At 37.0% G+C, this 17,742-nt stretch carries 17 protein-coding genes and 1 pseudogene; 4 read left to right on the forward strand and 14 right to left on the reverse strand.

The genetic code is table 11. From position 1 onward, the window contains the following. Nucleotides 1-258 precede the first annotated feature (258 nt). Together tssD and MUW56_RS13265 are read right to left on the reverse strand one after the other, a co-directional pair. A pseudogene (gene tssD / locus MUW56_RS13260) lies at nt 259-450 on the reverse strand (type VI secretion system tube protein TssD); the annotation flags it as partial. 180 nt (nt 451-630) lie between these two features. Beyond that, a complete protein-coding gene (locus MUW56_RS13265) occupies nt 631-3,771 on the reverse strand; it encodes an exodeoxyribonuclease V subunit beta (RefSeq protein WP_292013627.1) in 3,141 nt (1,046 codons plus the stop codon). 283 nt (nt 3,772-4,054) lie between these two features. On the opposite strand from MUW56_RS13265, the gene MUW56_RS13270 reads away from it, so the two are divergent. From MUW56_RS13270 to MUW56_RS13280, 3 genes are all read left to right on the forward strand, one after another. Further along, nucleotides 4,055-4,699, forward strand: coding sequence for a hypothetical protein (locus MUW56_RS13270; protein WP_292013628.1), 645 nt, complete (start codon nt 4,055-4,057; stop codon nt 4,697-4,699). A gap of 6 nt (nt 4,700-4,705) precedes the next feature. Then, the gene (locus MUW56_RS13275) at nt 4,706-5,494 is read left to right on the forward strand and encodes a carboxypeptidase regulatory-like domain-containing protein (RefSeq protein WP_292013629.1); all 789 of its coding nucleotides are present in this window, start codon (nt 4,706-4,708) and stop codon (nt 5,492-5,494) included. A gap of 111 nt (nt 5,495-5,605) precedes the next feature. Next, a complete protein-coding gene (locus MUW56_RS13280; RefSeq protein WP_292013630.1) occupies nt 5,606-6,340 on the forward strand; it encodes an SIMPL domain-containing protein in 735 nt (244 codons plus the stop codon). A 67-nt stretch (nt 6,341-6,407) separates the two neighbouring features. Here the strand turns inward: MUW56_RS13280 and MUW56_RS13285 are convergent, their stop codons facing one another. Genes MUW56_RS13285 through MUW56_RS13305 form a run of 5 tightly spaced genes read right to left on the reverse strand, consistent with a single transcriptional unit; the run spans nt 6,408 to nt 11,314 of the window. Beyond that, a complete protein-coding gene (locus MUW56_RS13285; protein WP_292013631.1) occupies nt 6,408-6,920 on the reverse strand; it encodes a GNAT family N-acetyltransferase in 513 nt (170 codons plus the stop codon). A 2-nt stretch (nt 6,921-6,922) separates the two neighbouring features. After that, the gene (locus tag MUW56_RS13290; protein WP_034695702.1) at nt 6,923-7,144 is read right to left on the reverse strand and encodes a PspC family transcriptional regulator; all 222 of its coding nucleotides are present in this window, start codon (nt 7,142-7,144) and stop codon (nt 6,923-6,925) included. Nucleotide 7,145: 1 nt separating this feature from the next. Then, nucleotides 7,146-8,408: a DUF2851 family protein gene (locus tag MUW56_RS13295; RefSeq protein ID WP_292013632.1), complete on the reverse strand. Its 1,263-nt coding sequence runs from the start codon at nt 8,406-8,408 to the stop codon at nt 7,146-7,148. A gap of 28 nt (nt 8,409-8,436) precedes the next feature. Continuing rightward, nucleotides 8,437-9,585: an N-acetyl-alpha-D-glucosaminyl L-malate synthase BshA gene (bshA, locus tag MUW56_RS13300; RefSeq protein ID WP_292013633.1), complete on the reverse strand. Its 1,149-nt coding sequence runs from the start codon at nt 9,583-9,585 to the stop codon at nt 8,437-8,439. A gap of 4 nt (nt 9,586-9,589) precedes the next feature. Beyond that, entirely contained in the window at nt 9,590-11,314 is a 1,725-nt protein-coding gene (locus MUW56_RS13305; protein WP_292013634.1) for a glycoside hydrolase family 3 N-terminal domain-containing protein, read from the reverse strand. Nucleotides 11,315-11,428: 114 nt separating this feature from the next. Here MUW56_RS13305 and MUW56_RS13310 point away from each other — a divergent pair, with 114 nt between their 5' ends. After that, the gene (locus MUW56_RS13310) at nt 11,429-11,968 is read left to right on the forward strand and encodes a hypothetical protein (protein WP_292013635.1); all 540 of its coding nucleotides are present in this window, start codon (nt 11,429-11,431) and stop codon (nt 11,966-11,968) included. Between the two features lie 148 nt (nt 11,969-12,116). Here MUW56_RS13310 and ribA read toward each other — a convergent pair whose 3' ends face one another. The 7 genes from ribA to MUW56_RS13345 all read right to left on the reverse strand — a co-directional run bounded on the left by ribA (nt 12,117) and on the right by MUW56_RS13345 (nt 17,619). After that, nucleotides 12,117-12,713, reverse strand: a complete 597-nt coding sequence (ribA, locus tag MUW56_RS13315; RefSeq protein WP_292013636.1) for a GTP cyclohydrolase II — start codon at nt 12,711-12,713, stop codon at nt 12,117-12,119. Between the two features lie 18 nt (nt 12,714-12,731). Continuing rightward, complete coding sequence (locus MUW56_RS13320) at nt 12,732-13,193, reverse strand: hypothetical protein (RefSeq protein ID WP_292013637.1); 462 nt, start codon at nt 13,191-13,193, stop codon at nt 12,732-12,734. Continuing rightward, nucleotides 13,190-13,804: a DUF4254 domain-containing protein gene (locus MUW56_RS13325; protein ID WP_292013638.1), complete on the reverse strand. Its 615-nt coding sequence runs from the start codon at nt 13,802-13,804 to the stop codon at nt 13,190-13,192. The genes MUW56_RS13320 and MUW56_RS13325 overlap by 4 nt, the downstream gene beginning before the upstream one ends. 15 nt (nt 13,805-13,819) lie before the next feature. Next, nucleotides 13,820-14,035: a twin-arginine translocase TatA/TatE family subunit gene (locus tag MUW56_RS13330; protein ID WP_292013639.1), complete on the reverse strand. Its 216-nt coding sequence runs from the start codon at nt 14,033-14,035 to the stop codon at nt 13,820-13,822. 52 nt (nt 14,036-14,087) lie between these two features. Then, nucleotides 14,088-15,650, reverse strand: coding sequence for a peptidoglycan DD-metalloendopeptidase family protein (locus MUW56_RS13335; RefSeq protein WP_292013640.1), 1,563 nt, complete (start codon nt 15,648-15,650; stop codon nt 14,088-14,090). Beyond that, nucleotides 15,647-16,489 (reverse strand): DUF4292 domain-containing protein, encoded by an 843-nt coding sequence (locus MUW56_RS13340; RefSeq protein ID WP_292013641.1) that lies wholly within the window; start codon nt 16,487-16,489, stop codon nt 15,647-15,649. Before MUW56_RS13340 ends, MUW56_RS13335 begins: the two co-directional genes overlap by 4 nt. Nucleotides 16,490-16,602: 113 nt before the next feature. Then, nucleotides 16,603-17,619 (reverse strand): sugar phosphate nucleotidyltransferase, encoded by a 1,017-nt coding sequence (locus MUW56_RS13345; RefSeq protein WP_292013642.1) that lies wholly within the window; start codon nt 17,617-17,619, stop codon nt 16,603-16,605. Nucleotides 17,620-17,742 lie beyond the last annotated feature (123 nt).

Raw genomic sequence — 17,742 nt, forward strand, 5'->3', positions numbered from 1 at the left:
TTTTTTGTGGTTATATCACTAAAATTAGAAATGTTTTGTATTACTTTGGTATATAAACTGTTAAATTTTAAAAATTGTAGTAGAAGTACGATTTTGATGGTGATTTTTTGATGACTATAGGTCCTCAAATGGGATCAGCTGTTTGTAAAAAGCAGATAAAACATTCCTTTCTTTTAAAAATGAAAATATTTTATGAAGAGACGCAAAAAGACCATCCTTAAGAACTAGGATGATTTTTATCAGTTTAGTAAGTAAGAATTAAGCGGAAGGCCACAATCCGGCATACTCAGAGCTCCCGTAATTGATCGTTTCGGCACTTACTACAAACGTGATCAGCATGCTGTTGGTGTCGATCGCGTCAAAGTCTACTTCGTGCTGGATCACATATCCGTTTTGCCAGTTTAAAGTAATTAATGTTCCTTCTTCGTGGGATTTGTTAAAAGTAATTTCTGCCATGCTGAGTAAATTTTTTTGATTAATTAATAATATATGATTCAGTGATTGTATCGCAAATGTATATTTCTTAGCTTAATCATAAAATTTTTTGAACCTAACTTTCACTTTTTGTAGTAGTTCTACGATTTTGTGTCGTAATTCTACGATCGTTCAGTTCCTGCAGTATTTGAAAAATTAAAGGTAGATAATCTGGGTTTTGAGGACCTTTTTTCCCAGGTTTTCCAGAATGTTTTTATAGCCTTCCACCTGTGCTTCATCTTTGGTCTTTTGTTCCCCGGTTTTGAAATCTACAATAATATATCCTTCATCACTTTTTAAAATGCGGTCAGGTCTGAAAATATGACTTTCTCCATTTTCGGAGATCATAATGTCTTTTTCATTGATCACTTCCCACTTTTCATCAAAGAATTCTGCATAAGTTTTGACAATTTCCTCTAAGGTAACCTGGATTTCACTTTTCTCATCCAGAGTAATCTGGCCTTCCAGTGCATAACCTTCCAATACTTTGGAAATATCATTTTTCGTATTGATTTTAGATAAAAGTTCGTGAACGAAAAGTCCGATTCTTACTTTCTCATTTCTGACCTGATAATTCTTGGATGGCGTAGCAATCTTTATGGAAGTGCTTTTTTCATTACTATTTTTAAGATTCCGGATATTCCGGGTTTTAAAGAGAGAAGTCTTCTCTTTGGAATATTTCTTAAGCATCTCCGGCTGTACCTCATACAGATCAAACTCATCTAAGTCTTCCGTATTTTTTGTTTTCAGAAATTCTAACAGCTCAAGATTATTGGAAGTCTTGTTAGGTTTTTGAAGATAGAAAAATAACTGTTCAACAGGTCTTGTAGTGGCTACATATTGCAGACACAGCCTGTCAATCAGGTTTTTATAAGAATTTTTTTTGTTAAAGAACTGAATTTCTTCATCATATACTTCTAGATTTTTGTTGAACTGATTGATATTGACAGATTTCAACGCATCATTATCATGAGTATCAAACCAGTTGGTGAATTCATTATCCCGGTTTTTATTGATCATCGGGATAAAAACAATCGGGAATTCCAGCCCTTTCGATTTGTGGATGGTCATGATCTGAATGGCATCAATATTTTCCGAAGCCTGGATGGTGTAAGAAGAAGCTTCCTCATCCCAGTATTTCAGAAACTCTTTTGTACCGGCTCCCGCATTTTGGGTAAAGTTGAAAAGCATTTCCATGAAGTTTAAGAGGAAATCGGTTTCCCGGTTCTCCACGGAGAATTCGTTGATATAATACTCTATAAAGTTGTAGAGATTAAATCTCGGAAAGTTATCCTGCCTAAGCTGTACCGAATATTTCTGCTGAATAAACTGAAGAATTTCTTCATGAGCTGTAATATCCAGAATCTCTTTCATTTCCAGGGTAAAGTCTGCCATATGAATTCGTCCCAAGGTATTCAGATGGTACATCATCATGATCAGACAAGGTTTGTTCTTAGGATTTATTTCCCATCTCAGAAATTCAATGACGGCTTTCAGGGTGTTGGAAAGTTCCAGTGTAAGCCCTTTATCAGAAATCGTTTTTATATTGGTCTCTTCACCGCGGTAGCTGACTTTTAAATTTCCCAGCTTTTGAGAATAGCTGAAAATGTCAAAATTTCCACGGCAGAGAATGGTAATGTCTGAGAATTTAAATCCATGATCCAGGCACTCCTGAATATCTTTCTGCATTCGGGCTGAAGTATCATCATAAAACTCCTCATTGGTAAGGTTTTCGATGAGGTTGATCTTTACCCGTCCGTCCATCTTTGACCTGGGGCTTTGCTCAGCATCGGTTCCGAATATATTTTTATGTTCTTCCTCAAGACCTTCGGAATGGAACCGGTAGAGCTCATTATTAAACTGTACGATATTTCTGGCGCTCCTCCAGTTGTCTTTTAGCACAAGAAGATCAGCTTCTTTAGGGGAGAACTCTTTTTTATTGATAATATCCAGCATCAGTTTACTTTCTCCGCCACGGAATCTGTAAATACTTTGTTTTGGATCACCTACCAAGGTGAATGAAGTGTTTTCTGAAGACACACTGTGATCCCTCAACGGAACAAAATTCTGCCACTGTAATTCCGAAGTATCCTGAAATTCATCAAAGAAATAGTGCATAAACTGGGAACCTACCTTTTCATAAATAAATGCCGAAGGTTCGTTCTTAAGATTCTCGTTGATGAGGATGTTAAATTTTGAAAGGAGCACAAGATCATTCTCCTCTTCAATCTTTCTAAGCTCATCCTGGATATCTTTGTTTACTTTTAAAGGAAGGAGCGCAGATAAGACTTTTTCTTTCTTTTGAGTTTCTATATACAAAAGAATCAGCTGCATCCTGTTTTCAAGAAGCTGATCCAGGATTTCAAAAATTTCAGTTTCTTTATGTTTGGACTTTGAAGAAGCTCCTTTTCTGTAGTTATTGATCACCGATTCTTCCTGAGTAGTAGGGAAAGGAAAGCCTGCTCTTTTCTGCTGATAAAAATCTATGACCTTGGGAAAGAATCCTCCGATTCCGTTTTTTCCCTGGGCAAAATCTTCAATCTCAATATTTCTGGACTTAAAAAGCTCAATAGATTTTGCTGCAAGTTCCGCTGCCTGTTTTTTATTAAATATAATCTCTTGACGGAGTGTATTCTTTATATTTTCATAATTGACGTCATCAAAACTTTTATTGTTTTTCAGATGTTCATAGTGAATATCTTTAACGAATTCTTTGGCAGAATCATAAAGGTTTTTGTTGAGGTTGATCCTTTCATTATTTTCAAGACTGTAATCCACATAATCCATGAAAGAATTGGAGATGTTTTCATTTTCGCCGATCTGATCAAGCATTTTATCCACCGCTTCAATCAGAAAGGGTTCGGCCTCAATTTCAAGATTAAAATTTTTAGCCAATCCCAATTCATAAGAAAAACTTCTGACCAGTCTTGAGTTAAAACGGTCAATGGTCCCAATATTCAGCGTCGAATAATTATGAAGAATATGATCCAGCAGCTTTTTGGAACGAAGGTGAAGCTCGTCAATGGTAATTTTTAATCCCTGTTCTTCAAATGCCTTCTGAATATTTTTAAGATCGGTATTTTTGGCAAAATTCCCGGCAGAGAAATTCCCAAGCCATGATAAAATTCTCTCCTTCATCTCGTTGGCTGCTTTATTGGTAAAAGTCAGTGCAAGAATATTCCTGATCGAATGCTGCTGATTAGGATAGCGGAGACAGATCATCAGAAGTCTCTGGACCAGAGCATATGTTTTCCCTGATCCTGCGGATGCATTGATGACTGTATAAGAATTTTGCATTGTTAAAGGTAGAATTGAGACTGCAAGTTAACTAAAATTTCAAAGAAATTTTAACAATTCAGTTGTGCTATTTAACAGTTTCAAAGGCAAAATTCAAAAATAAATACTAAAAGGCGTTAACTGAGGTTAAACTTATGGTATAATTTAAAAATAATTTTAGCTTTGCTTTATAAAAACAGCCCGTGAAACTTAAACTTTTCTTTTTTTAACCTTTATTTTTTTTATTCATACCCATGCTCAAAGCTATATCTTCGGTAAAATAACTGCTGAAGGAGGTATTGAGATGCAGGATGTAACCGTGATCAATATCCGGACGGATGAAATGGCGGTTTCAAATACGGACGGTCATTTTATGATTTCCGGAAGGGTGGGAGATGAGCTCCGTTTTGTAAAAGCGGGTTATGAGCGGCTGACAAAAATAGTATCTCAGGAAAATATCCGGGCTCCGATGAACATAGTCCTTATAAGATCTGCGATACAGATTCCCGAAGTGGAAGTAAAGCAAGGTCTTACAGGAAACCTGAAAATAGACTCGAAAAATTATAACAGGCCCAAAAAGGTGGTGAAACTGGCTAAAGAAATAGATCAGTATATTGCTCAGAAATCGGATCCCAGAATACTGGCTGCAAGACCCGGAGAATTTGTACAGCCAAGAGGAGAAGGCTTCTCCATTGGAAAAGTAAAAGACCGGTGGGATGATATTGATTTAATGAATTATCTGAAGACGAGCCTTGGAGAGGATTATTTTGCCAGCCTTACAATAGAGAAATCCCAGATCGAACATTTTATTTATTATGTTTTTGCGGGCGGTTTTGAAAGAAGAAAAATCTTAAAATACGGGTTCTGCGACGATGCGGACCTGAATAGATTTCAACGTTTTGTTCTGACCAGAATAGCATCCTACCGTGCTCCGCAAACTCAAAAATAACCAAAGGTGAGAACTGAGATAAACCACAGCCTGTACCTTATGCTGTTTCTGATATCCGGAACTTTATTTTCACAGCAAACGGTGACCGGAAGAATTATAGATGATAATGGTGAAAACTTAAGTGCAGTAACGGTGATCAATATGTCTACTGACCACAAAGTGTATTCCAATTCTATGGGAATGTTTTCTATTGAAGCCTCTTCGAATGATGAACTGAGATTTGTGAAAGAAGATTTCCGGAGGGTGTCTAAAAGGGTTCTTACCGATGGGATTAATTCACAATTGCTGATCATTCTTTTCCAGATCCCGAAAGAAATAGAAGAAGTAAAGATTGTAAAAAAACTCAGCGGTGACCTTGAACAGGATTCCAGAACCGTTGCCAAAGCAGATAAAGGAGAAATCGTACGGGATGCGGTCGGTTTACCGCAGCCTGTTGGAAAAATGAGGGAAAAACCGGCGGAAGTAAAGCAAGTGCTGTTGCCGATACTTTTAGGAAATTTAAATGTTCAGGGAGTGTATGATCTGATCAGTGGGAAAGCGAGAAGACAGAAAAGACAGTATAAATATGACGACCTGCAGGAACATATTGCCTGGATCCGCAATAGAGTAGAGGACGAATACTTTACGAAAGCAGGAATTCCTTCCGACAGAATTTCAGAATTTATAGAATTCTCATTCCTGGTGAAGCCGCAGGTACGCACCTACGTAAAAGCCAAAAATTTATCAGGCGTACTTTTGAGATTGGAAGAAACTCTACCTTTATATGCAGAAAGATTAAAACAAAACCAGAAATAATCAGGAGGAATCTGATCCTGTTTTTCAATTCTTGTGTTAAAAAAATCTTAAAATATTGGAATGAAAATTGATACAGTAGTGTTGTAAAAACAACCCAAATTCACAAATTTTATGAACAAAAACATTATTGCAGTAGCAGTAGGAGCATTGGGCTTTGTCGTTGGACTGGGCTTTTTAGGCAATGCTGTTAAGAACAGGAACAAATCTGAAAATACCATTGCTGTAACAGGGTTGGGAACCAAACAGTTCACTTCCGATCTGATTACCTGGTCCGGGAGCTTTTCGAAAAACAATATTGATTTGAAATCGGCTTATGATGAGCTGGCTTTAGACAGAAAAGTGATCAATGATTATCTGATTTCAAAAGGAATAAAACAGAAAGAAATTGTATTTTCATCCGTTGATATTCAGAAACAGTTCAGAAGCTATAATGACGCCAATGGCAACTATGTACAGGGAGAATTTTCGGGGTACAACCTGACCCAAAAGGTTTCTATTGAAAGCAAAGATGTGGCTGAAATTGAAAATCTTTCCAGAAATATTACGGAAATAATCAACCGGGGGATTGAGTTCACCTCTTCCTCTCCTTCTTACTTTTATACCAAGCTGGCTACCGTAAAGCAGGAAATGATCGCCAGCGCGACAAAGGATGCCAAGGAACGTGCCGAAAAAATTGCAGAAAATTCCGGAAGCAGCTTAGGAAACCTGAAGAAAGCAACTATGGGGGTAATTCAGATTACAGCTCCGAATTCAAATGAAGATTATTCTTATGGCGGAACTTTCAATACCTCATCTAAAGAAAAAGAGGCCAGTATCACTATAAAATTAGAATATGAGGTGAATTAAAACCTGAGTTAAAAAAGGAATAAACAGAATAAAAATAAACGCCGGAATGTTTCCGGCGTTTTATATTTTAAAGATACACAGTATCACAAATTTCTTTCTTTACTTCCTCTACGCCTTCCGGAGTATAGTTGGCAAGCAGCCATAGATTTAATGACTGTTTGCCTTCCCCGTAGCTTGGCTGCACATGGGCAGTATCAATAAGATGGAAATTGTTTCTCTGATAAAAGGCATAACGTCTTTTAGCATCTTCACTGAGTTCTTCAGGTTCAATTTCTAAGATAACTTTCGGATAGTTTTCCAGTAAATGTCCTACAATATGCGAACCCAGTTTTTTACTTCTGAAAGCTTCAAATACCTCAAAATGCTCAACAAAAACAAAAGAACTCAATTTCCATAAGATAAGGTACCCGATGGCTTGAGCATCATGCTCTACAGACATTATTTTGGCACGTGGATTTGAAAAAAGCCCCACAAACTGCTCTTTATCTCTCTGTTCGTCTACAGGAAAGGTGCTGATGTATGAATTATAGATCTCCTGAACTCTATGATCCTCAGCATGATTAATCGGTAAAAATTCCATAATTATAAATCAAAAACGCTTGGTCTTCTTGTAATAAAAATATCTTTAATCCACAAAGTAAATGCCAGACCCAAATAAATAAGGAAGAAAAAGCCGGCTGTGGCAAAAGTAGAGTAGATAAAGAAAATCCTTAATTTAGATACGGGAATTCCTAACTTAGCTCCGGTTCTTGTAAGAACGCCGAACCATTCTCGCTCCATTTTATGACGGATATTACTTAGCATTTCAAGATTCTTTTAATAGTTTAAATCCAATACTGCAAGTTAAGCAATTTTTTTCTTCACACGAGGTTTTGTAATGATAAATGAGGCTCTGGCTTTCCATCGCATTCTGTATAGGCACGCCCAGATTTTTCCATCCTGTAACCACTGAATTTTCTTCAGCGGCAATACTGCTGTAAAATGCTATGATCTCATCTGCTGTTTCTTCATTGTGATATGTATGGTAGGTATATTTTAAAGGAAGAACAGTATTGAGGATAAGAAGATCAATAAAATTTTTGCTTAGGATTTTAGGATTAAATTTTGAAAGAGTTCCAAAATTAAAATGGAAATCCCAATATTCCGAAGCTTTTACTGCATTGAAGAGCTCATAAAGCTGATCGGCATTCTTAGCTTCGATTATTTTTGAAAAAAGATGCTGCTGCCGGGAGTAGAGATCTGCCAGTTGAGATAAACGGATGGTAGGGAAATTGGGAGGTCTTAATCTTAAAAATTTGGGATGGAATTGTAAGCCTGAAATATTAAACTTTATGCTTACGAATTCAAATTCCCTTTTCCAGATTTCCATTTGTCTGTCTTCCGGATGGCCAAGCCATCCGGAAATGCCAAAAAATAAGGCTTCCAGCTGCAGCGGATTTTGACGGATTTTATTAATGATACTGAAATCGATGCTTTCAGCAATCTGCCTGAAAATATGGGCATTGACCTTTAATCCAAAAGAGTAGGCAAGGCTGTGAAATAAAACGGCTTCAAAATTATTTTTGTATTGTGCTAAACTTTGTTCAAGTTCCTGAGATTTTTCTGCCAGCTTTTTTAGGATATTCCCTTCATGAAAGTGTACAGGAATTTTGCTCTGGTTGAAAATCTTTTCACAGGCAATAAACTCGCTTCCGTTGAGAAGCCTTTCATATTTCCATAATATATTTTCATCAATATAGTCTTTGAGTTCCAGCGTAGGGACATTTTTGCCGGTAAGATCACTGACCTCAATATCATGTTGGAAAATAACATGGAGAATAACATTCTGATAATTGGGGTCCTGAGAATGATTGTGGAAAATCCAGTCTGATGAGCGGACATGAAGTTCTATATTTCCGGCCAGAACCAGGCCGCTGATTTTGATTTTAGCCTCCAGAAAATCAGGACCGGCATCTTTATTCCATTTTCCAAAATGGATGATTTCAACGGAATTTCCTTCAATATCCTTGAAGTCAAAATGTTTGAAAATCTTATAGTTCCAAAGATATTGAAGTAGTTTTTCCGTCATAAGTGTGACGATAAATATAATAGAAATATTATACTTTCGTCAGCTCCTTCTTAAAATTTTCTATCGTTGTTCTATACATTTTTTCATATATAGGAAGAATGTTTTTCAAATCGAATTTTATTGCCTGTTCTTTCGCATTTTTCTTCATTTTGGCTAAAAGTTCGTCGTTGCTGAGTAATTTGATGGTATAGTTACTCATCGCTTCTACATTTCCGATTTCTGCCAGGTATCCTGTTTCACCCTGAATATTTACTTCAGGAATTCCGCCCGCATTGGAGCTGATTACCGGAGTATAAGCGGCCATCGCCTCAAGAGCAGCCAAACCAAAACTTTCCTGCTCCGAAGGCAGTAAGAATACATCCGAAAGCTGTAAAATCTTATAAAGATCATTCACCTTTCCTAAAAGACGGATTTTTGAAATAAGATCCGGATTTTCTTCCAGGAACTGATTGACCTTTTCCATATCAGGACCTTCACCGATAATGATCAGTTTTGATTTTACCTTTTTCTCCACATTCTTAAAGATCTGCAGTACTTCGTCAACCCGTTTTACAGGACGCAGGTTAGATACATGGATCAATATTTTCTCGTCAGGATTGGCAAACTGTGTTCTCTGGCATTCAGAGCAGTCATCAAATTCAGAGTTGTCAATAAAGTTGGTAATCACCTGTATCTCCTTTTTGATATTGAAAAACTGAAGCGTATCTTTCTTCAGGCTTTCAGAAACAGAAGTAATGGCGTCTGACTGGTTGATTGAAAATTCTACGGCGTGTTTATAACTCGGGTGCTGTCCTACAAGAGTAATATCCGTTCCGTGAAGAGTGGTTACCAGTGGAATGTCATTATTGTCCTCCTGAAGCATTTGCTTAGCGGTAAATGCCGCATAGGCATAAGGAATCGCATAATGGGCATGTAGCAGATCCAGTTTATAAAGGTTCACGACCCTGTAAATCATAGAACTTAATGCAATATCATAAGGCTGGTACTGAAAAAGAGGGTAGGTTTGAACATTTACCCTGTGAAAGAAAATATTGGGGTTGGTAATATCTAATCTTGCCGGAAGTGCAGAACTGATAAAGTGTACCTCATATCCTTTATTGGCAAGGGACATTCCCAGTTCCGTTGCTACAATTCCGCTACCACCGTATGTCGGGTAGCAAAGTATGCCTATTTTCATTAGATTATTGTTGTTTTGATGTTGTTGAGTTGATATTTGTAGAGGAAGCTGGGTTTAAATCCATTCCCATTCCTGCCTGCAACTGATCATTGACCAGTACAGGAAGTTTTCCCCATATTTTTGTTTTTCCGTTCAAAGCATCGGCTGCTGCATTCATTGAGTCATCATTATTCTCATAAGAAACCAAAACCGTAGAAACCTTTGAAAGATCAATATCTTTTAAAGCGTAAGCGCTTCCGAATACATTGAGGATAACATTTTGACTTTGGGTCAGGTCAGCAAGAACCTTTTTGGATTCTGCCGATATTTTATAAGGCTTATAAGCTGTTGAATTATCTTTATGGAAACCTACAATTACGGTAGAGCCTGCTGGAATAGTATGGATCTCATTCGCTTTTTTTATAATGGCAGTGGATCCCAGCCTGTCAGCAAACGTTTGGTAAGGTGCTTCTTCCAAAGGAACATAATACACCTGCTTTCCGGTAAGAGGCAATAGTTTTTTACTGTCCTTTAATAAGGTTAATGCATTGGAATATAAATTCTGAACCAATGTTCTATGAGAATCATTATTCAGGTCAGTATTGATGTTCTCAGGATTTTTTGGACTATACTGTGTAAGTCCCAGGAAATATTTTGTCAGTAAGATCTTCTTTACGCTTTCTTCCACTCTTGACTGAGGAATTTCTCCCCTGTCAATAGCCTTTTGAATCAGTTTTTTTCCTTCAGAAACCCCCTGCGAGAAAAGCATAATATCGTTTCCGGCTTTAAATGCCATGGCATCCAGTTCTCCCGGCTTATATTTGTTGGCTACTGCTCCCATGTTTAAGGCATCAGTGATGATCAGGCCTTTATAACCCAGTTTATCCTTCAGTAATCCTGTGATAATATTTTTTGAAACAGAAGCTGGAATTCCTTTCCCTGATTCTAAACTTGGAACATATAAGTGGGCCACCATCACTCCGCCGATACCTTTATCCATCAATGCTTTGAAAGGGGCCAGCTCTATAGTATTCAATCTTTCCAGGTTATGAGAAACAACCGGAAGATCGAGGTGTGAATCTGTACTGGTATCACCATGGCCGGGAAAATGTTTGATGGCAGCTAATATATTATTGTCCTGAAGACCATTGGAGTAAGATAAAGCAGAATGAATTACATTATCAACCTCTGAACCGAAACTTCTGTTACCAATAATTGGGTTATTAGGGTTGGTATTGACATCCACTACAGGCGCAAAATCCCAGTTGATTCCCATTCTGTGACAGTCTTCTGCTATTTTCGCTGACATCTGATAGATTAAATTCTTATCCTGTATCGCGCCCAATGTCATCGCCCAAGGAAATTTGTGAGCGGCAGCAATTCTCTGGAAAATTCCCCATTCCGCATCCATCCCGATCATTAACGGAACTTTGGATTTTTGCTGGAACTCATTCACCAGATTGATTTCTCTTGCGGCATCATCCTGCATGAGAATCAGGCCGCCTATTTTATCTCCTACAACAATGTTTCTTACCTGGTTTATATACTCTTCCCCTTTATTCGTATACAATGCAACAATAAACAGCTGTCCCAGTTTTTCATCCTGAGAAAGATTTTTATACGTTTTATCCACCCATTGCCGTGCTTTTTTTACCTCTTCTTTGGAAGTATTTTTAGGCTGATATTGGGCTTTTGCTTTTGGGCTTACCAGGGCCATAATAAAGAGTGAAGTATATACTATTTTCTTCATGACTTTTGAATAAGAACAAAAATACAATTAAAAAAATGACGAAAACAAAGTTTTTGAAATTTTTGGTATATGATTTGAATACGGTTTATAAATAATAACTAAACTTTTGTAAAAATGAAAAAAATTCTTCCATTTATATTACTCTCCGGTATTGGTTTTTTAGCGTATAGCTGTGACAATAAAGATGATGTTGTTGTTCAGAATACGGTAGATTCTCAAATGAAAGATGTTACAGGAACGTTTAACAGCGGTAACACCTATGCTTTCAAACAGGGAATTAAAATTAACAGTACAGATGTAGTTTTAGTATATAGAGATGCTGGAGGTGCTTGGCAGCAGATTCCAAAATCTGTTTATCTGGCTGATGTTCCCAACATGCCGACCAACAGAGTATTTGACTATAATTTCGTTTTCGATTCTCAAAACGTACAGATCAGAATAGATGATGCTAACTTTAACCTTGCTACAGGAATGACCTCAACGGAAGCAGGCCAGTATCTGAACAACCAAAGATTTAGAATAGTACTTCTTCCTGCCAACCCAGGAAACAATCTGAAAACAGCAACTCCGCCGGTAGATTATAGTGATTATAATGCTGTTGTGAAATATTACAATCTTAATGATTCTAATGTTTCATCAACAAGAGTAAATTAAGAAATATCTTTTCAGTTTTTTATAATTAAAGAAAGCCCCGGGAGAAATCTCGGGGCTTTTGATTGATAAATGGATATCCTTTTATAAAGAACAATAAAATACAGTCAATAAAAAAAGCTTCAGAAAAACGCTGAAGCTTTTGTTGTATTTAATTGTCATTGTCATCCAGAAGATGCCCAAAGAAATCTTTTTTTGTTTGAAGATAGCCTTTACTTATTTCATTAGCCGGTATCTGTAACGGGACTCTTGAATTAAGGTGGATATTACTGTCTACCACATATTTTACCTTTTCAGGATTATTAGTAAGCAGGTTAACATCTTTTACCTCTAATAAATTCAGGATTTCAATAGCGACGCCAAAGTTTCTGTCGTCAGCAGGAAGTCCCAGTTCAAGATTAGCCTGTACCGTATCAAGGCCTTTTTCCTGTAAAGAATAAGCTTTCAGCTTATTGATGATGCCTATATTTCTGCCTTCCTGACGAAGGTAGATAATAATTCCTCCATTTTCATGGATATATTTCATTGCGGCATCCAGCTGTTGGCCGCATTCACATTTTTTTGAATGGAAAACTTCTCCGGTAATACATTCTGAATGGAAACGCACATTGACAGGTTTTGTAAAATCTGTATTTTCTGCGACAATAGCCATGTGAGGCATCCAGTCGTTTTCGTTTTCAGAGAAAGCTATCATTCGGAAATTGCCATGCTCTGTAGGAACATTAGCTTCCGCCTGAATTTTAATCATTAATAGTTCTATTAGTTTTTAACTTCCTGGTAAATTGTCTTCAATAACAGAAATATTCGTTTTAAGGCGAACGAGATATCGGTTGAGTACCTCGTCATCATCTCTGTCAAGATTCTGTCTTAGTTTTTGAATTTTCTTATACGATTTTTCGAAGCTTTTAAGGGATCTGCTTTTTCCTGTAGAGTTGTTGGCATCAATAGCGTATAAATAATTCTGAAGGCTGTATTTCAAGCTTGTTATTTCGTCATTCAAACCGTTGCTCTTAAATTTAGGAAAGGTTGAAATCATATTTGAAATCTCAGAAGCATTTACATTTTCCTTGATATTGATATTAAAACTCTTCTTTGAACCTCTGTCAGAATCAGAACCTTTTGTTTCACTATAAAAATTATTCGACAGCGGGGAAAGATTAAGCTTTTCCGTTGCGCAGGAAGAAGTTATTATTATAAGTAGTACTCCAAAAAAAAATCGTTTTTTCATTTCTGTTGCCCTTTTTGATAAAGGATTGGGTTAAGACTTTCATCGTTATACATTTTCATTTGTTTGTAAACTTTCATCTTAACATTACCGTTTTCAATATCAGCAAGCAACTGATCTATAGAAGTTGACAGGTCCTCTTTCTGAGTAAGCAGTACATCCAGTTTTGCCTGGCAGTTTTTTCTGTGCTCTTCAGAAGCAGTTTCTCTATTGGCTTCTAATGACATGTGATAGACCTTTAAAGCGAGGATGGATAATCTGTCTACTGCCCAAGCGGGAGTTTCTGTATTTAATCTTGCTTCAGGTTTTGGAGTTATATTTTCAAACTTTGTAAGAAACCAGCTGTCGATATATTCTACCAGATCAGTTCTTTTCTGATTGGAGGCGTCTATCGTTCTCTTCAGTTGAAGAGCTTCAGCCGGGTCAATATTTTCGTCTCTAATTATATCTTCCAGATGCCATTGAACGGTATCAATCCAGTTCTTTGCATACAAAATCCGTTCCAAACTATCTTTTTCGAACGGGTTATTAATTAGAGAGTTAACGTCATCAGACACGTGATAGTCTTCAATACATTGATTGAAGACTTTCCATGCAGTCTCAGTGAAATTCATTAATTCTGAGGAATTTTAGTTACTGGGAGAATTATTATTATTTGTAGAAGAAGTTTTATTTTCAGATCCTGGTTTGTCTTCTTCTTTTACCGCATCTTTAAATTCTTTGATCCCTGAACCTACTCCTCTCATTAATTCCGGAATTTTCTTTCCTCCGAATAGTAATACCAAAAGTATGGCTACGATAAGGATGTGCTGCCAAGATAAGGCAAGTATTGTTAGTGTATTCATCTCTTAAAATTTTTGCAAAGTTAAGCTTTATTTTAAAAAGTTAAGCTTTATTTTAATATGAAATCCAACCTAATGGATCAACTGGTGTACTACCGTTCCATACTTGGAAATCAAGGGTATAGGAACCGTCAAAATCCTGTGCTACCGTACCTACCGGTGTGCCTGAAGAAACCTGTTGTCCTTTAGAAACACTTACATTTCCTAAGTTGGAATAAATGGTGAAATAGCTTCCGTGTTTTACGATAACTGTTTTTGTTCCGTCATTGTTGGCCAATACTGAAGATACCGATCCCGGATACACTGATTTTGCACGTGTTCCTGCAGGGACAGAAATTTTAATACCATTGTTTTCTTCAGTAATGTTTTTGAAAACCGGGTGTGGCTGTCTTCCAAATCGGTGAGTAATCTGCCCGGCTCTATCTGCTGGATAACCGAGTCTTCCCCTGTTGTCTGCAAAACTGCTTCCGGTAGAAGTAGAAACCCCGTAGCTTGTCATGGCTTTAGTTTCTGCTGCCTTTTTCTCTTCTTCTTTTCTCTTGGCAAGGGCTGTTTCTGCGGCTCTTGCTGCAACTAATTTATCAGCAGCTTCTCTAGCTTTTACGGCTGCTTCGTCTGATGCTTTTTTAGCAGCAAGTCTTTTTGCTTCATCTTTTGCACTGGCTTCTGCTCTGGCCGCCTCTTCACTGCGTTTTCTTTCTTCTTCAGCTCTTCTTGCAGCCAGTTCTGCTGTTTTTTTAGCTTCCGCTTCCGCGAGCTTTCTTTCTCTTTCCAATGCTTCAGCTCTTGCTTTAGCTTCCGCCTCGATTCTTGCTTTTTCTCTTTCAGCAGCAATTTTAGCTAAACGTATTTTTTCTGCTTCTGCTTTCCTTCGGGCTTCTTCCTCAGCCTTTGCTATTCTGATCTCTTCAGCAATGATCGCTCTGATCTGTCCTTCAAGAGCCTTAGACTGGGTTTGTTTCTGTCTGAGTTCAGCCGTAAGCTTGGATTCGTTCTTTTTAAATTCGGCTACAAGCTGCTCTTTCTGAGCTCTTTCTGCATTGATTGTAGCCAAATCCTTCTGTTGGTTGACCAACAGATTTTCTTTCTCTTTTACAGAGCTTTGTCTTTGTGCAATTGTTTTTTTGATCTGATTGGCTGCATCGGTGATTTCGGCAGCTTTCTTATCCTGGTAATCAGAGTACTGTTTCAGATATTGTACTCTTCGGATCGCTTCTCCCAGATTTTTGGAAGAAAGGATGAATGTTACTTTATTCTGTACGCCTTTATTTTTATAGGCGTTAACGAGAACTTCAGCATAGTTTTTTCTAAGAACTGCTAATTCTTTATTCTGACGGTTGATTTCTAACTGTCGTAAATAGATATCATCCTCAATGAATCTTTTTTCTTTCTGAGTATTACTGTATACCTTTTCTCTTAAAACTAGTTTTTGATTAACGTTGGTGAGATAGGCTATAGAAAGTTTAGATTCACTTCTGGTTTTGGCTAGATCCGTATTTATTTGTGCAATTTGTTTTTTAAGTTCGGCATTCTGCTTTTGCAGCTGGTCTTTTTTCTGCTGTCCCTGATGTAATACGAACATCAGAATACCTATTAAAAAGCTAAATTTTTTAATCATTTAATCTCAATTTTCTTATAACTCGATGGTACAGAATAAGGTGTTTCCATCCTCGAAAAGTCAAATTTCGTATTTTCCATTAAGATTTGGCTGGATTTTGAGCCTTTTATAATTATTTTAACATTTTTGGGTAGACGGATTCCATTGTATTCATTCCAGTCGCTGTAAGAAATATCCAGCTCGTCTGTAGATAATACATCTCTTAGATTCACATTTAATAAATCATAATTGGTATCATATTGTAACACAATTTTATACTCCCTGCTTTTTTCGTCAGTGACAATCTTCTGATTTACATTGGATGTCATTTTATATCCCTGTGCATTCTGGGTCAGCGTAAACTGAGAATCATTGATTTTGACAAAGGTGCGTCCCATCAATATTTTTTCCAGCGATTTATAATCGATAAAATTGACGTTCAATAAATTATTAAGGTAATCAAAATCAGAGTCAATATAAGCTTTATTTACTTTGTCCTGTCCTTTTATACCTTCCGGAGTTGCAATTCCTCTGGCTACATTAAGGAACACGGCTCTTAGATTCATCCAGACCTTTTTATCATTCTCAATATAAGTGGTGGCATCCAGGGTAGGTACAAAGCTTCCCGTTTCCACGCGTACCTTACTGTCAATTTTAATCTGTTCGAATTTGGGAGGGATCACTACATGTTCATAAAAGGTAAGTTTATCCCTCACGGGTTCATTGACATCTTTTGGATTTCTGTTATTTTCCGCAGTTGAAATACTGTCCTGTGTACCCGTATCAGTATTAATGACATTTTTGGTTTTACAGGATGATAAGGCAAGAAGTAATAAAAGGAATGGGATCCAATTTTTCATGTATTTATCTTTTCAATTAAAAAAATACGTTGCAATATTAACGCCAAACCACACAAAAACATTTTGTGTGGCCTGATTATATTGTATTTAAATTAAATAATTTTCGATCTTATTTATTTGGATAGAAAATCTAATACCGAGTAGTCACCTAAAGAAATCTCTCTTGCTACCCCGAAATACTGTGCAGAATTACCGATCATAGAATTGGAAAGGTTTCCGTGGTTGATCCTGGTATTCTCCTGAATCAGCGAGTTTTCAATATTAGAATTTACAATCACCGTGTTATTTCCCAATGAAACACCAGGTCCCACTTTTGAATTGGAGATTTTTACGTTCTCTCCGATAAAGCAAGGAGGGATGATCAGTGAATTTTCAATCACAGCAGAAGCAGGATGTTGTGCCATTTCTGCCTTTTCATAAGCAAGAATTTTGCTGTTGGTTTCTACCGTAGCATTTTTATTTCCACAGTCCATCCAGTCATTTACTTTCCCTAAAGTAAATTTAGCCCCTTTTGCTCTGAGGTTTTCCAAAGCGGTCGTTAACTGATATTCGCCACCGTTTTTAATATCATTATCCATGATATAATTGATTTCGTCCATTAATTTCTCAGCACTGTTGAAATAATAAATACCAATAATGGCAAGGTCTGAAACGAAAGTCTGAGGCTTTTCAACAAAGTCAGTGATGAAACCATAGTTGTCTAATTTTACCACTCCAAAAGCAGATGGATCCTCTACGCTTTTTACCCAAATCACTCCATCTGAATTTTTATCCAGTTGGAAATCTGCACGGAAAAGGGTATCTGCAAATGCAATTACGACATCTCCCTGCATAGATTGTTCTGCACATTTGATGGCGTGGGCAGTTCCCAAAGGATCATTCTGGTAGTATATACTTCCTTTTGCTCCCAGCTTTTCAGCAATCTGAATAAGGGATCTTTCGATCTCAGAACCAAAATCTCCAATGATAAACGCTACTTCTTCAATCTTTTCTCCGGCAACTTTAGCAATATCTTCCACCAATCTCTGTACGATGGGCTTTCCTGCAATAGGAATAAGAGGTTTTGGAACAGTCAGCGTATGAGGACGTAATCTGGAACCACGTCCAGCCATAGGAACAATAATTTTCATAAATAATATAACTATGTTTTTGTTTAATTATAGTTTATTTTTTTGTTAAAGATACTAATTAAAACGCTTGTTAAAACGTAAAATTTATCATCTTTACCGGGTTTTGTTGTAATCTGTAAGACA

The sequence above is a fragment of the Chryseobacterium sp. genome (genome assembly GCF_022869225.1).
GTDB lineage: Bacteria > Bacteroidota > Bacteroidia > Flavobacteriales > Weeksellaceae > Chryseobacterium.

Coding starts and splice junctions, on each gene's coding strand:
- MUW56_RS13265 (WP_292013627.1), bottom strand. CDS start 3,771: ATGCAAAATTCTTATACAGTCATCAATGCATCCGCAGGATCAGGGAAA.
- MUW56_RS13270 (WP_292013628.1), top strand. CDS start 4,055: ATGCAGGATGTAACCGTGATCAATATCCGGACGGATGAAATGGCGGTT.
- MUW56_RS13280 (WP_292013630.1), top strand. CDS start 5,606: ATGAACAAAAACATTATTGCAGTAGCAGTAGGAGCATTGGGCTTTGTC.
- MUW56_RS13285 (WP_292013631.1), bottom strand. CDS start 6,920: ATGGAATTTTTACCGATTAATCATGCTGAGGATCATAGAGTTCAGGAG.
- MUW56_RS13290 (WP_034695702.1), bottom strand. CDS start 7,144: ATGCTAAGTAATATCCGTCATAAAATGGAGCGAGAATGGTTCGGCGTT.
- MUW56_RS13295 (WP_292013632.1), bottom strand. CDS start 8,408: ATGACGGAAAAACTACTTCAATATCTTTGGAACTATAAGATTTTCAAA.
- bshA (WP_292013633.1), bottom strand. CDS start 9,585: ATGAAAATAGGCATACTTTGCTACCCGACATACGGTGGTAGCGGAATT.
- MUW56_RS13305 (WP_292013634.1), bottom strand. CDS start 11,314: ATGAAGAAAATAGTATATACTTCACTCTTTATTATGGCCCTGGTAAGC.
- MUW56_RS13310 (WP_292013635.1), top strand. CDS start 11,429: ATGAAAAAAATTCTTCCATTTATATTACTCTCCGGTATTGGTTTTTTA.
- ribA (WP_292013636.1), bottom strand. CDS start 12,713: ATGATTAAAATTCAGGCGGAAGCTAATGTTCCTACAGAGCATGGCAAT.
- MUW56_RS13320 (WP_292013637.1), bottom strand. CDS start 13,193: ATGAAAAAACGATTTTTTTTTGGAGTACTACTTATAATAATAACTTCT.
- MUW56_RS13325 (WP_292013638.1), bottom strand. CDS start 13,804: ATGAATTTCACTGAGACTGCATGGAAAGTCTTCAATCAATGTATTGAA.
- MUW56_RS13330 (WP_292013639.1), bottom strand. CDS start 14,035: ATGAATACACTAACAATACTTGCCTTATCTTGGCAGCACATCCTTATC.
- MUW56_RS13335 (WP_292013640.1), bottom strand. CDS start 15,650: ATGATTAAAAAATTTAGCTTTTTAATAGGTATTCTGATGTTCGTATTA.
- MUW56_RS13340 (WP_292013641.1), bottom strand. CDS start 16,489: ATGAAAAATTGGATCCCATTCCTTTTATTACTTCTTGCCTTATCATCC.
- MUW56_RS13345 (WP_292013642.1), bottom strand. CDS start 17,619: ATGAAAATTATTGTTCCTATGGCTGGACGTGGTTCCAGATTACGTCCT.